The organism is Pseudomonas umsongensis, from assembly GCF_012647205.1.
In the GTDB taxonomy this organism is placed as follows: domain Bacteria; phylum Pseudomonadota; class Gammaproteobacteria; order Pseudomonadales; family Pseudomonadaceae; genus Aquipseudomonas; species Aquipseudomonas umsongensis.
Window position 1 is genome coordinate 3,473,996 of record NZ_CP051487.1, and the last position, 14,147, is coordinate 3,488,142.

Here is a 14,147-nt window from a genome sequence, read left to right on the forward strand (position 1 = left end):
GGGTTAAGCCAGCAGCTCAGTGATCCATCGGGCCTGCCGGGCGATGTCCTGCACCTTCTCCTCGGGCACGGCCTGCCGCGCCCGCGCGAAATGGCCCAGGGTCTTGTGCTTGACGCGCAGCATTCGCTGCCATTTGGCCAGGAACACGGGGCTGCGGGCCTGCATCTGCCATGGGCCGAAGTACAGTTCCTGGGCGCTATACACCATTGGTCCGGCGCGCTCGGCGACGATGACTTCGTAATAAAAGCGATTTTCCCGCAGCACTTCCTCACAAAGGATGCCGTAGCCATTTTCCATCAGCCATAGGCGAAGCGGCTGTTCGCCGCCGTTGGGCTGCAGGATCAGGCGTTCCTTGCCGCTCAGGCGCGCCTTGCCGCTGTCGAGGATGTCGCGGATGGTCTCGCCGCCCATGCCACAGAGGCTGATCGCCGTGATGTCGTCTTCCGGCTCGATTGCTGCCAGGCCATTGGCCAGGCGTACGCTGATCCGTGCGTGCTGGCCGCTCTCGCGCACGGTGCGTTCGGCCGAGCGAAATGGTGTCAACGCCACCTCACCGGCCACTGCCGCGCTGATCGCGCCACGGCGCATCAACGCCACTGGCAGGTAGCCGTGATCCGAGCCGATATCGGCCAGGCGCGCGCCGGCTGGCACATGCGCCGCCACGCGTTCCAGGCGCATGGACAATGTCTGTTCGTTCAATTACTACCCCTTTTCACCCCGAACATGCAGCACCTTTGGCCCGATCGGGGGGCGATTCTGTCGAGTAACGCCGTGCATTTCAAATTTATGCGACAAGGGCGCCATGACTGTTGATCGGCAACACCTTCACCAGCCCCCCAGGCCGACTAGACTGATCAGGCACACCACCGGTTGCCAGCCGCTTGAGCCAGGGGAAACGGGATGACCGCAATAACAGTGCGCCAATGCTCTTCATGGGTCCTGCCCTCTTTTCTCGCCATCAACCTGGTGCTGACAGCGGGATGTGCGGGCAAGAACACCTCGGCTCGCAACTCGGCCTCAGGCACAGGCGCAAGCTGCTATGCCAAAGCCCTGCCCTCCGCTGGCGAAGGCGGCCTGGCCTTTGGCTCCACCTTGAGCATTGCGCGGCAGAAGTCGTTGAATAACTGCATACGTTATGCGGGTCGTTCGGGGGGTACACCCGGGACGTGCCAGGTGGTGTTGTCGGAGTGCAGGCATTGATCTGGCGGTCGCTAGGTGAGTCAGGTTTCCCGCGTAATCGTTGACCTTCATCGCGAGCAAGCTCCACAGCTACAACAACTCTCTGTCGCCAATAGCCATGGAGCAGTTCAGCATGCTCGCGATGGACGCTGGGCACCTGACGGCCCGCGGTGCTGTGATCGTTGCCACGCTCTGCGTGGGAATGCATCCTGTGACGCTCCGCGTCACCATTGCGCACGGCTCACGTCATGCGCCGTCAGCGGAACGCGGAGCGTCCCTGGCGGCATTCCCACGCAGAGCGTGGGAACGATCACACCGCGCACAGACCAGTAATCAGGTCGGCTGTCAGGCCGCCTCGCTTTGGCTGTTGCGGTTGCTTTGGCTGTTGACTTTCTTGCCCCCTCGAGAGGCCGAGTGGAGGTTCTGCGCAGTGGCTAAACCGGCATGGATGCCGGTTTAGCCGCGCACGGCCATGGATGGCCGATCGCGGCGACCCACGGAGCAGGACCGAAGCGAGGCACCGAACGCCAGGGGCAAGAGCCCTTGGTTACTTGGGGCTGTTCCAAGTGACTCGCTGTAAAAGCGAAACCCCAGGTGGCCGTTACCGCAGAAATGGATATGTACCCGGTCAACAAAACCCAGGTCGGATGTCAGGCCGCCATCGCTGCGATGCGGCGACCCGACAAGCCAGCTCCCACAGGGGATCGTGCTCACCTGAAATCAGGCCCACGGCCACAAGGTTGAAGCCGGCAAAAGAACGGTGGCGTCTAGTCAGTTTCACTCAGGGATGCCCGGTTTTTTGCGCCGGTGCCGCATACCATTTATCCCTGGGCACCCGCTTCTCATGCTCGGGATCGCCCAGATAGTGCGGCGACATGATCTGCACTTCGTACTCGTTGAACACATCCTGGATATTGGCGTGCAGCATGCTCAACAACACCGCGCGGGGGCGTGGCTGGCTGGGGATGGCCTGGGCCACGAGGCGATACTCGGGATAAAAATCCGACAGGGCTGTCTGGAATACCTGCGCTGGCGGTTCATCGAGCACGCCCGGGGTGCGCCTGGCGGCTTCCAGCAGCATGGCTTCGACCTGACGCCACGGCGTGTCGTAGCCGATGGTCACCACGGTGTCGACCACATAACCCGGGCCCTGCACGGTGCGCGAATAGTTCTTGGTGACGGTGGCGGTAATCATTGAATTGGGCAGGGTCAGTACTTCCCCAAGGCCGGTGCGAATGCGCGTGGTAAACATGCCCAGCTCCGTCACCGTGCCTTCGTATTCGCCAATGCGCACGAACTCGCCGGGGCGTAAGGTGCGCGTGTAGGTCAGGATCAACCCGGACGCGGCCTGCCCGACCACGCTGGTGGCGCCCAGGGAAATCATCAGGCCGATCAGCACCGATAAACCCTTGAAGGCTTCAGTGCCAGCGCCCGGCAGGTAGGGATAGGCCATGGCCAGGGCGAACAGCCAGATGGCCAGCGACGTCAGGCGCTGGGTCGGTTGCAAGGTTTCCTGGTTCAACCAGCTGAAGGTGCCGGGGGTGGCCATGCGCCGCAGGATCCGACGGGCGAAGACCGTGGTGCCGCGGGCAATGAAAAAGATCGCCAAGGCCACGCCCAGTCCGGGTATCGCGCCGACGATGCCCTGGAATAGATAACCGGCGACTTCCAACAGGTAGTTGTTGAGGCTTTCGCCCCAAGGCCGGGTGTAGGGAAAGCGGGACAGGACAAAACCCAGCCATTCGTAGGTCAGCAGCAAGACGACCAGCCAGCGCACTATCCCCAGCAGGCGGCTGACCAGCGGATACAGGTAGTTGGCATCGATCACCTGCACCCGTCCGACTTTCAACGCCTGGGTGTGCCGGTGCATCAGGTCCGGCAGTTTTTTCAGCAAGCGACGGCGCAGGTACGCCATGCCCCAGAGCAACACAACATAGATACCGGTAGCCAGCGCTGCACCCGCCAACGATCTGAGAATCAAGTGCAGGCTACGGGCTTCCTGGGTTTCGGCCACCACTTGGCGCAGTTTGCCAGCAGCACTTTCAGCCGCCTGCCTGACTGATTCGAACTCGGTGGTATCGACATCCTTGGGGGAAACGATAAACGCGCGCTTGGCGCCCAGCAGCACCAGGTAACTACCCTGGATGCCATCAAGGGTGACACTCAGGTCGTCCGCATCATCCAGTGCTTCGTTGATCGCTGTCTTGGCCCGTTTGACCCGGATCTGCGGCGCTTCACCGAGTAATGCACCGCGAAACACAATGATGCTGCGATTGGCGATTTTCAGTTCCGCAGGCGCCGGTTGCGCCTCCAGCGGTGGGGGAGCGTCCTCGGCTCGCAGCAATATCGACCAGCACATCGCGACAATGACGATCAATGGGGCGAGCAACCAGCTGCGCATGCATCCGTTCCTTACGTCACTGGGTTCTGGACAGGGTACGTATCGCAGCGTAGTCCAGCGACGGACGGTTGTCAGATATCGTCAACCGGCGTTCAACATGCACACCGGTGATCGGCCACTGCCGCCGTTGCGCCTCAGTTGGGATCCAGCAACCCACCGTTCCAGTGCCGCGAAAGGCGACTGCCAGTGAACTTCGCCACCCCCATGCCCCGGGCGATCAAACGATCGCGATAGCGTGTGACCAGGCGCCCGGTCTGCTCGGCATACAGCACCACTTCGGAGGACGGGTCACCTGGGCGGCGCAGGATTCGTGCAAAGCGCTGCCCCTGCTCGACCTGATCGCCCAGTTCCTTCTCGAAGATCAGCACCCCGGGCTGCGGCGCGACAATGGTCTCCATGTGGCCCATCTCCACGGCCTCGACGGCCCAGTCGGCGGGCGCCAGCGCATCGTCGATGATGCCTTGGCCACAAAGCCAGGCGTAAAGCCCCTGTGCATCCTGCTCGGCAAAACGGTCGCTGACGTCACCCTGCCCTCGCAGCTCCAGGGTCGCGGCCAGGCGCTGCCCAATCGTGCCGTCGCGCAGCCATGGCGCAATAATCGTTTCCTCGAACGAACCGTCGCCGCCGTCATCCCAGATGATCGCCAGGTCCATCCGCAGCGCCGCCGCCAGTTCACGGCCACGGGGCCAGAAACTGCGGTGCACATACAGGTAGGGCAGCGCTTCGTCGTCGGTGTGCAGGTCCAGCATCACATCCGCCGGTGCCGCCAGTTGCACCAGTTTCTGTTGCCACTCCTGGACATTGGTCGAAGGCCGCGGCATCGCGGCCGACCGATCGAAGCCACGGTTGAAGTTCTGTCCGCTGGCATCGTGAAAACGTCCCAGGATCCGCCCCTGGCGAAACTGACCGATACCCAGCGGGTTGGCCTGTGGTACCACGGTCACGCTGCCGTTGAGGCGGCCTTGGGACTCGGCCACCTCAAGGCGTTGCATCAACAGGTGCAGCACCAGCATGCCGGCGATTTCATCGGCATGTACCCCGGCCTGCAAGTGCACCTTGGGCCCACCGCGGCCGCCCTCGAAACGCCAGGCACCGACCTGTACCGGCTCACCATTGTTGTTGCGAACCTCGAACGAAACATCCTGCGCCATAAGCCAGTCCTCCTGTCATTGATCCACGACACTCGCTCGGCCGCCATCGGGCTTGCCCTCGGCCGCTTCGGGATAGAGAGGCTGCGACACCGAGCATTCGGCACCGACGACCTCCTGCGACGGGTGCCGGCCGAAAATCATCGCCAGGGTGCCGCTGACCGCAATCAACCCGGCGCCGATCATCAGCGACACATCCATCAGCGTGCCCCAGATCAGGCTCGACAGCAGGAACGCCCAGATCAGCCCGGTGTACTCGAACGGCGCCAGCACGGTCGCGGTGGCACGCTGGAAACTGGCGAACAGCAGGAACTGGCCGATGCCGCCCATCAGTCCCGCACCGAGCATGCCCAGCCAGGCGGGAACCGGTGCCGGGGTGTGGGTCCAAGGCAACGCCAGTGCCATGCAGATGACGAACACCACGTTGGTAATCAACATCTGCTCGAGCACCGAGGTCTGCTCATCCACCTGGCGCAACTGGATGTAGGTGAACGCCCAGCACATCGCCGCCAACAGGGTCAGGACAATCGGCAGCGGATCGCCCATGTCGCTGGGGCGACAAGCAATCACCACGCCGATGAATCCGATGATCAGGGTGAACCATTGCCAACCGTTGACGCGCTCCTTGAGAATCGCCGTCGCCAGCACCGTGACCATGATCGGTGCCGAGAAATACAGGGTGGTCATCTCCGCCAGGGTCAGGTCGCGGGCCGCCGTGTAATACAGCAGCCAGGCAGCGATCGACAGCAAGCCGCGCACCACCAGCAGCCGCCGGCTGGACGAACGCCAGGCACGCCGAACCAGTTGCAAACGGCCGAGCAGCAAACAGGCGAGCACCACCACCAGGGCGCGCCAGAACAGGATGGTGAACACCGAATAGTCGGCCACCAGCCACTTGATACCGGCATCCTGCAAGGACAGGAACGCGTAGCCCAATGTGCACAGGCCGATGCCTTGCAAGGAGCGGTCAACCAACGGCGTACTCTTCATCATGCAGACCTGCGAACCGGGGTGCCACGACGCTCGGCGAAGGCGAAAAGCGCCTCGATCAGGAACGTCAGGCACACGTAGACGCCGGCCACCAGCAGCAACGGCTCATACACCTGCAGGGTTTGCGCGCGCACCACGTTGGCCGCGCCCAACAGATCGATCACGGCGATGGTCGAGGCCAGGGCCGTGGATTTGAGCAGCATCACGGTTTCCCCAGCCAACGTCGGCAACAGCAAGCGCAGCGCCCGGGGCAAGCGCACCCGCAGCAGGGCCTGGCGCGGGGTCATGCCGAACGCCGAAGCCGCTTCCATTTCGCCTTTGGGCACCGCCAGCAAGCCACCACGGATCACTTCGCCGACATAGGCCCCCACCGACACCACCAGGGCGAACACGATGTACCAGTAACCATCACGCAAGTATGGCCAGAGGAAACTGCCGCGAATCAATGGAAACTGCGCAAACAGACTGCCCAGGCCGTAGTAGAAAATGTAGATCTGGATCAGCAAGGGGGTGCCGCGGGTCACGCTGGTATAAAACAGGCTGAGCTTGGCGATGACTTTGTTCCTGGAGATCCTGGCCAGCGCTACCAGCACCGCCAGGAAAAAACCGAACACGCTGGCAATCAACAGGATCAAAAGGGTCGTTTGCAGCCCGCGGGCCAACAGCGATGCGTATTCAACTATCCACGTTGGGATCATTTCATTCTCTCTGCCGGTTCAGTCGACAAGAGGCATCCAGCGACGAATGCGTCGCTCGAGCCGTCCCGACAGGTAGTTGGAAGCCAGCGTCACCGCGTAGTACAGCGCCGCAGCCGTGAGGTAGAACAACAGGTAATGACGCGTCGAACCCGCCGCTTGCCGGGCGGTGTACAACAGTTCGTTGGTGCCGACCACGCTGATCAGGGCGCTGTCCTTGATCAGGTTGATCCACAGGTTGGCCATCCCCGCCATCGCATAGGGCGCCATGATCGGCAGCGTGACGCGCCGGAACAAAGCGAAGCCGTGCAGTCCGAAGGCCTTTGCCGCTTCGATCTGGCCGAAAGGAATGGCCTGGATCGCCGCCCGGAAAATCTCCGAGGCGTAGGCGCCCTGCACCAGCCCCAGCACCACGATCGCCGCCAGCGGGCCGCTGACGTTTACCGCGTCGTAACCCAGCGTTGCCATCAGTGCGTTGAGCAGCATTGAGCCGACGTAGTACAGCAACAGGATCAGCAGCAACTCCGGCACCGCGCGAAACAAGGTGGTGTAACCGCGAGCTAACGCGGCAATCGGCCTTGGCCCACCCAACTTGAGGCAGGCCACCAACAGGCCGATGGCCAGCCCGAGCACGAAGGCCCCGGCGGATATCTGCAGGGTCATCCATAAGCCCCTGAGCAGCGCCGCCCCCCATCCTTGCTCGCTGAAACCGATCAAATCGAACATAGCTGGCATGTTGTTCTCCAGTCAGTGACCTTGAAGGCGCCACTTGCCCCTGTGGGAGCGGGCTTGCTCGCGAAAGCGGTATGCCATTTAGCGATGATGTCGACCGCCACACCGCCTTCGCGAGCAAGCCCGCTCCCACATGGGATCCGTGTACAGATCTGGCTATCAGAACGCCGGCTTCACGCTCGTGCCGAAGTAGCTTTGGGACAGGTCGTCATAATCCTTGCTCGCCAGCAGTTCCTGGATGGCTTTGTCGAGTTTGGCCTTGAGCTCGGTGTCGTCCTTGCGCAGGCCTGCGCCCACGCCCTTGCCGAAGATCGGGTCATACGGCACGGCGCCGAGGTAATCCAGGTTGCTCTTGCTGGCATCCGGTGTCTTGACGAAGGCCGCCATGGCGGTGCCGTCGGCCATCATCAGGTCGAGGCGACCGGCGATCAGGTCGGCGTTGACCGAATCCTGAGTGTCGTAATACTTCACGTCGGCGATTTTTTCGTAGTAGGTCTTCAGGTAGCTGGCGCTGACCGTGGAGTTCTGCACGCCGATGGTCTTGCCCTTGAGGTCGTCCGGGTATTTCTTGACGACAGCGTCCTTCGGTCCGACAACCGCCACCACGGAGTCGTAGTAGGCCTTGCTGAAAGCGATCTGTTTTTCCCGTTCTTCGGTCACCGACATCGAGGAAAAAATCACGTCGATTTTCTTTGCCAGCAACGACGGAATAATCCCGTCCCATGCCACTTCCTTGATCTCGCACTCGGCTTTCATTTCGCTGCACAGCTTGTGGATCAGGTCCACTTCAAAACCTTTCCATTCGCCGTTGGCCTGTTTCTCGGTGTACGGCGGATAGGGTTCGGCGGCGACCGCGAACCTGATCGGTTGTGCCTGCGCCGCGCTCATGCCAGCCAGCATTACAGCGGCCGCGCCGGTCAACCAGTTTGCCAAACGTCGATTTCCCATGGTTTTTGCCCCGTCTTTTGTTGTTTTTAGCGAGTTTGATGAGCGTTGACGAATTGCCGGCAACGCTCGCTGCGTGGGTGTACGAACACGTCGTCCGGCGTACCGGTTTCCTCGATCAGCCCTTGATGCAAAAAGGCGACTTTGGAGGAGACATCGCGGGCGAAGGCCATTTCATGGGTCACCAGGATCATGGTCCGGCCTTCCTCAGCGAGAGAGCGGATCACCCGAAGCACTTCCCCGACCAGTTCCGGGTCGAGTGCCGAGGTGGGTTCATCGAACAGCATGACCTTGGGCCGCATGGCCAGGGCCCGGGCGATGGCCACCCGTTGTTGCTGCCCTCCGGAGAGAAAAGCCGGGTACTCGTTGCGCTTGGCCGCCAGCCCCACCCGTTCAAGCAAGGCTTCGGCGCGCTCGGTCGCCTCGGCCCGGCTTTCGCGCAGGACCTGGGTCGGCGCTTCGATGAGGTTTTCCAGGACCGTGCGATGGGGCCAGAGGTTGAAGTTCTGGAACACCATGCCCAGGCTCGAACGGATGCGCACCAGTTGCTTGGCATCAGACACCAACGGTGCGCCGGGGCGGGTGTGGTTCAAGTGAATGCTTTCGCCATCTACCAGGATGCGTCCCTGGTCCGGGACTTCGAGCATGTTGATGCAGCGCAGCAAGGTGCTTTTGCCGGAGCCACTGGCGCCGATCAGCGAGATCACCTCGCCCTCGCGCGCCGTCAGGGACACGCCCTTGAGCACCTCGATGTTGCCGAAGCGTTTGTGCAGGCCTTCGACTTCGATCATGGTTCGCGCGGTGACCGGTTCGCTGACCGGCCTGCTCGTCACGCCGCTGACCACAGGCCGTGGTCCCTGGGTTTTCAACGCCAGGACAAAATCATGGATACGCTCGCAGGTCCTGGCCAACACCAGGGATTCGGCACGCGCCACCAGGGCGGGATCAGCGATGATCCAACCCATGTGCCAATCGGCCATTGGGTGGGATTTCGCCAGGCTACCCATCACCACACAACGCTCGGCCATGCCCGGCGCTACCGTGAGGCTCAGGTTCTGGTGCTGCAGTGTCAGGTCCTCATGGACTTCATCGATGACCACCCACAGGTCATGGGCAATGGCGAGTCTGGCGATGGCTTGCATTGATTCGTGGTTCAGTATCCCGCCGTACGTGCCGGACAGGAAAATTGCCCGGGTACGCGGGGTAATCGCCTTGGCCAGCAGCGCTGCATCAATGGACGCCACCCGCACCAGCGTGGCGCCGCAGGCCTTGAGCGGCGCCACGCAGGTCGGGTACATCGGATCGACGACAATCACCTCGTCCCCGGCGGCGAGCAGGCATTTCGACGTGATGAGCAAGGCGTCCTGCGCCCCTGTCAGCGTGATCACGTTTGTGGCGTTGAGTTCACGCCCAAACAGCTTGCCGTAGTGCCCGGCGAGCGCTTCACGTAAAACCGGCCGATCGGTAAGTTCGCCGCCGTGGGGGTCATCAATAGCGGCTACGCCTTGTTCCGGGATCCGCTCAACAAAGGGTGAAAACCGCATGCCAGTGCCTCGTTCAAGATGAAGAAACGCAAGCCCGCAACCAGCCGGGAAAGAAGGTGAAACGAACATAGTTCAAGCTGAACACTCGTTCAACAGAAAACTGATGGTGGTTCGCGTTCAGCGCAAACAGGTCGTTTTTACGACAGTCGCGACGTTTTTACCTATTGCTTGGTAACGTCATGCAGAAGGCAAGCTGACGACTATGCTGCTGTGATGTCCTTTGGTTGGAAAACGCCCAATGCAATCAGCTACATCCACGCGGATGCGACGCCACCAGCTACTGCTGTTAGGCGTAGTGGTCCTCGGCGGTTGCGTACGACTGGGGCCGGACTTCCAGCCACCCGGCGAAGACTGGGTCGATCACTGGAACACCCCGGCCCTTGAGCATGCCAGCCAACGCGGGGTGTACCCGGACACCCGCCAGTGGTGGCAAATTTTCGCCGACCCGGTGCTCGACCGGTTGATCGCCGAGTCGGATGCGCGCAATACCAGCCTGAAGATCGCTGGTTTGCGCGTGATGGAGGCCCGCGCGCAATTGGGCATCGCGCAAAGCGGGCGATACCCGCAACTGCAGCAGATCAGCGCTGACAGCGTCTACATCAACCGCCATCAGTCCGGCGGAACCAACCCGGTAGACAGCCATTTCTGGCAACACAGCGCCGGATTCGATGTGGGCTGGGAACTGGATTTCTGGGGACGCTTCAGCCGTGCCATCGAAGCCGCCGATGCCAGCTACTTCGCGGCTGAGGCCAACTATGACGACGTGCTGGTCCTGGTGCGGGCGCAGGTCGCCGACTCTTATTTCTTCCTGCGCACCACCGAGGCACGCTTGCGCGTCGCCAACGAAAACGCCCGCCAACAGCAGCGTAATTACGAGATCACCGAAAGACTGTTCAACAGCGGCCAGACCGCCGAACTTGACCTGCAACAAGCCAAGACCCAATACCTGGGCACGTTGAGCACCATCCCCGTACTGGAAGATCAGCTGTCTCGCACCCGCAATGCGTTGGCCGTGTTGATCGGCCAACCACCCGGTGCGCTGCCGCTGGTAGTCGACAACAGCCAATTGATCCCGCTGGTCGATCGCGCCGTTTTGCAGGATGTCCCGGCCAATCTGCTGCTGCGCCGGCCCGATGTGCGTGCGGCCGAGCTGAACGTTGCGGCACAGTCGGCGCTGATCGGCGTCGCCGAAACCGATTTCTACCCGGCCCTGACGTTGCTCGGCAGCATCGTCTGGTCGACCGACACCTTGAGCGGAACGTCGCGCAGTCTCGACCTGATCGGCGGCCCGAGCCTGCGCTGGAACGTGTTCGACTACGGCCGCATCAGCAACAACGTGCGCGTGCAGGATGCGCGCTTGCAGCAATTGATCGAAGCCTATCGCGACAAGGTGCGCCAGGCCGCACGCGAGGCGGATGACGCCGCCAACGGCCTGACCCGCGCCCTGCAACGTGAGCGCATCCTGCGCGATGCGGAAAAAGCCGCGCAACGCTCGCTCGCCCTGGCCAACACGCTCTACCGCGAAGGTTACTCGGACTTCCAGCGGGTGCTGGATGCCCAAAGGGCGCTGCTCGAACTGCAGGACAGCTACCTGCTCAGCCGAGGCGATGCGGTGAGCAATGTGATTGCCCTGTACAAGGCCCTGGGCGGCGGTTGGTACAGCGCCCAGCCCAAGGTCGATCGCGCCACGCGCCAGCAGATGGAACAACGCACCGACTGGGGCGACTTGCTCGCCGAGCCCCCGGCGCAGCAGCCCGCCTTCCCTTTGCCCAATCAGGTGAAAGAACCATGACTGAAGCCGCGCCTTCCTCCCAGCCCGCGCCGGCCGCCGCCGACCCGACGAAAAAAGGCATCAAGTGGGTCTTGCTGCTGATCGTCCTGAGCCTGGCCTGGTACCTGCTGGCTGACCGCTTCACCCCCTATACCCAGCAGGCACGGGTGGGTGCGTTTGTGATTCCGGTGGCGGCGGAAGTCGCCGGCCGGGTGACACGTGTCAACGTGCGAAATAACCAGGATGTGAAAGCCGGCGAGGTGATTTTCGAGATTGACCCGCAGCCCTACCAGATCGCCGTGGATCGCGCGCGCGCCGACCTTGAATCCACCCGCCGGCAGATCGGCGCCAGCACCGCCGGTATCGCATCGGCGCAAGCCAGTCTGCGCGCGGCGCAGGCCAACGAACTCAAGGCGCGGCAGGACAATCAGCGTCTTGAGGGCTTGTACCGCGAAGACCCCGGAACCATTTCCGTGCGCCTGCTGGAGGTGTCCCGCGCCAACCGCGAGGCAGCTGTCAGCCAGGTCGCCGCGGCCCGCGCCGAAGTGCAGCGCGCCCGTGAGCAGGAAGGCGGCAGCGAGGAAGACAACGCCCTGTTGCGCAGTGCCGCGACCGCCCTGTCGAAAGCCGAGCTGGACCTTTCCAACACACAGATTCGCGCCCGTTCGGCTGGCTTGATCACCGACCTGCGCACCGATGTCGGCCAATTCGCCGCAGCCGGCAACCCGGTGATGACCCTGATCGCGATCCACGATGTGTGGATCAGCGCCGACATGACCGAGAACAACCTGGCGCTGGTCCGGCCCGAAACCCCGGTGTCGATCGCCCTCGACGCACTGCCCGGCGAAGTGTTCCAGGGTCGCGTGCGCAGTATCGGCTACGGCGTCAGTGTGGGTCAGCCGACCGCGCCCGGCAGCCTGCCCACGGTGCAGAACAGCCGTGACTGGCTACGCCCGGCCCAGCGTTTTCCGGTGGTCATCGAGTTTTCCCCCGAGTCACTGACCCTGCTCAAGGACAACCGCGCCATCCGTTCCGGCGGCCAGGCCGAAGTCATGGCCTTCCCTGCCGAAGGCAACGTGCTCAACCCGCTGGGCCGCTTGTTCCTGTGGCTGATGAGCTGGCTGTCGTATGCCTACTGAGCGCTCGCCCAGGGTGCAGCGCGCGCTGCGCCTGGCCTGTGGCACAGCGCTGTGCCTGGCCGCGAGTTTTGGCCTGGGCATGCCGATCCCCTTCCTGGCGCCGGTGCTGGGGGCATTGTTGCTGGTCAGCCTCAATCGCCCGTTGCCGTTCAAGGCCACCCTGGTGCTGGCGCTGACCGCGATGCTGACCACCGGCATCGGCCTGCTGTTGATCCCGCTCCTGCGTTACTACGCCTTCAGCGGCGTGCTGTTGATCGGCCTCGGCCTGCTGATGGTGTTTCGCTTTGGCCAGCGGGGTGGCAATAACCTGGTGGTGACCTTCCTGGTGATCGGCCTGACCATGATCCCGGCGGCCGGGGTCGCCGACTTCGGCCTGGCGGCAACGGTGATCAAGGCGTTGACCAGCGGCTTGCTCCTGGCGGTCCTGGTCGGCAGGGTCAGTCACTGGCTGTTCCCGGAACCCGCCAACGCCCCGACGCCCCCGCCCGCCCCGGCATTGTCTGAGACAGACGTCGACCGCGTCGCATTGCGCGCAACCCTGATCGTGATCCCAACCTTCCTGCTGGCACTGATCGACCCCGCCAGCTACCTGCCCATCGTCCTCAAGGCGGTGAGCCTGGGACAACAGAGTTCCAGCACCAACGCCCGCGACGCGGCCCGCGAGCTGATTGGCTCAACCCTGCTGGGCGGCCTGCTGGCGATTGCGTTCTGGAGCGCACTGACGGTCTTCGTTCACCTGTGGATGTTCTTCCTGTGGATGCTGCTGTTCGCCCTGATCCTGGCCCGCAAGCTTTATGGCTTGAGTGCGGGCCGGTTCAGTCCTGGCTTCTGGCTCAACACCTTGATCACCCTGATTATCCTGCTGGGGCAATCGGTCCAGGACAGCCTGGCGGGCAAGGACGTCTACACCGCCTTTGCGGTGCGCATGGGGTTGTTCATTGCGGTGACGTTGTATGCCTGCCTGATGGTGTATTTGCTGGACCAGCGACAAAAGACCAGTCTTCGGATTTAAACATCCCCTGTAGGAGCGAGCATGCTCGCGATGGAGGCTCAGGCACCGCGGGGTGTCAGGTGGCCAGCGTTTTCGTTCACGACCATCGTCGGAACGCCGCCCGGAGCATGCTCGCTCCTACACGGGACGGGTTCACGGATTGACCTGGTAACCCTTCCCCTGCAAGCAACTGGTATACGCCGTCGAGGTGGTCGCCGCGTTGGTTTTCTCCTGCGCCCGACGCTCCTGGCGCTGGCGCGAGCCGCCGACCACGGCGCCCGCCGCCGCCGTTTCCTTGGCGCGGTTCTGCCGGTAGTCCTGCTTGGTATCGTCGTCGACACGATCATAGAACTCGTCATGCTGGCGGCCGCGTACCTGGGCCCCAGCCGCACCGGCTGCTGCGCCTACTGCGGCGCCCTTGAGCCGTCCGCCAGAGGGCGTGGACGTGGTTGAGGTACTACTGGCGGCGATGCTGTTGCATTCGTTGATGTCCAGTTGAGTCTGTTGCGAAGTCTGGCCCTTCAGCGGTACTACCGTCTGGGCCCATCCCTGGGCACTGCAAAATGACAGTGCGACGCACAGGCCGATGGGTGACAACCTTTTCATGATGAT

At 62.7% G+C, this 14,147-nt stretch carries 13 protein-coding genes and 1 pseudogene; 4 read left to right on the top strand and 10 right to left on the bottom strand.

Annotation, left to right across the window (positions count from 1 at the left end; all coding sequences use genetic code 11):
- Nucleotides 1–3: 3 nt before the first annotated feature.
- Nucleotides 4–699, bottom strand: coding sequence for a tRNA (adenine(22)-N(1))-methyltransferase (locus HGP31_RS15715; protein WP_338106344.1), 696 nt, complete (start codon nt 697–699; stop codon nt 4–6).
- 201 nt (nt 700–900) lie between these two features.
- On the opposite strand from HGP31_RS15715, the gene HGP31_RS15720 reads away from it, so the two are divergent.
- Entirely contained in the window at nt 901–1,200 is a 300-nt protein-coding gene (locus HGP31_RS15720; protein WP_080725397.1) for a hypothetical protein, read from the top strand.
- 760 nt (nt 1,201–1,960) lie between these two features.
- Here the strand turns inward: HGP31_RS15720 and HGP31_RS15725 are convergent.
- From HGP31_RS15725 to HGP31_RS31005, 8 genes and pseudogenes are all read right to left on the bottom strand, one after another.
- A complete protein-coding gene (locus tag HGP31_RS15725) occupies nt 1,961–3,580 on the bottom strand; it encodes a mechanosensitive ion channel family protein (RefSeq protein ID WP_168758153.1) in 1,620 nt (539 codons plus the stop codon).
- A gap of 134 nt (nt 3,581–3,714) precedes the next feature.
- On the bottom strand, nt 3,715–4,731 hold the full coding sequence (locus HGP31_RS15730) for a M14 family metallopeptidase (RefSeq protein WP_168758154.1): 1,017 nt from the start codon (nt 4,729–4,731) through the stop codon (nt 3,715–3,717).
- A gap of 15 nt (nt 4,732–4,746) precedes the next feature.
- Entirely contained in the window at nt 4,747–5,721 is a 975-nt protein-coding gene (locus tag HGP31_RS15735; RefSeq protein WP_404821801.1) for a DMT family transporter, read from the bottom strand.
- The gene (locus HGP31_RS15740; protein ID WP_033042791.1) at nt 5,718–6,416 is read right to left on the bottom strand and encodes an ABC transporter permease subunit; all 699 of its coding nucleotides are present in this window, start codon (nt 6,414–6,416) and stop codon (nt 5,718–5,720) included. Before HGP31_RS15740 ends, HGP31_RS15735 begins: the two co-directional genes overlap by 4 nt.
- Before the next feature lie 18 nt (nt 6,417–6,434).
- Nucleotides 6,435–7,148, bottom strand: a complete 714-nt coding sequence (locus HGP31_RS15745; protein ID WP_033042789.1) for an ABC transporter permease — start codon at nt 7,146–7,148, stop codon at nt 6,435–6,437.
- 156 nt (nt 7,149–7,304) lie between these two features.
- Nucleotides 7,305–8,093: a transporter substrate-binding domain-containing protein gene (locus tag HGP31_RS15750; RefSeq protein WP_033042786.1), complete on the bottom strand. Its 789-nt coding sequence runs from the start codon at nt 8,091–8,093 to the stop codon at nt 7,305–7,307.
- A 26-nt stretch (nt 8,094–8,119) separates the two neighbouring features.
- Nucleotides 8,120–8,881: an ABC transporter ATP-binding protein gene (locus HGP31_RS31000; RefSeq protein WP_256874111.1), complete on the bottom strand. Its 762-nt coding sequence runs from the start codon at nt 8,879–8,881 to the stop codon at nt 8,120–8,122.
- Nucleotides 8,882–8,941: 60 nt separating this feature from the next.
- Nucleotides 8,942–9,703 (bottom strand): annotated as a pseudogene (locus tag HGP31_RS31005) (pyridoxal phosphate-dependent aminotransferase); the annotation flags it as partial.
- A gap of 169 nt (nt 9,704–9,872) precedes the next feature.
- Here HGP31_RS31005 and HGP31_RS15760 point away from each other — a divergent pair.
- From HGP31_RS15760 to HGP31_RS15770, 3 genes are read left to right on the top strand one after another with little or no spacing between them, the layout of a single operon-like run.
- Nucleotides 9,873–11,426, top strand: coding sequence for an efflux transporter outer membrane subunit (locus HGP31_RS15760; RefSeq protein WP_168758156.1), 1,554 nt, complete (start codon nt 9,873–9,875; stop codon nt 11,424–11,426).
- Complete coding sequence (locus tag HGP31_RS15765; protein WP_168758157.1) at nt 11,423–12,544, top strand: HlyD family secretion protein; 1,122 nt, start codon at nt 11,423–11,425, stop codon at nt 12,542–12,544. The genes HGP31_RS15760 and HGP31_RS15765 overlap by 4 nt, the downstream gene beginning before the upstream one ends.
- The gene (locus HGP31_RS15770; protein WP_033042776.1) at nt 12,534–13,556 is read left to right on the top strand and encodes a DUF2955 domain-containing protein; all 1,023 of its coding nucleotides are present in this window, start codon (nt 12,534–12,536) and stop codon (nt 13,554–13,556) included. The genes HGP31_RS15765 and HGP31_RS15770 overlap by 11 nt, the downstream gene beginning before the upstream one ends.
- Nucleotides 13,557–13,688: 132 nt before the next feature.
- Here the strand turns inward: HGP31_RS15770 and HGP31_RS15775 are convergent, their stop codons facing one another.
- Nucleotides 13,689–14,141, bottom strand: a complete 453-nt coding sequence (locus HGP31_RS15775) for a YMGG-like glycine zipper-containing protein (protein WP_020799502.1) — start codon at nt 14,139–14,141, stop codon at nt 13,689–13,691.
- Nucleotides 14,142–14,147: the final 6 nt, after the last annotated feature.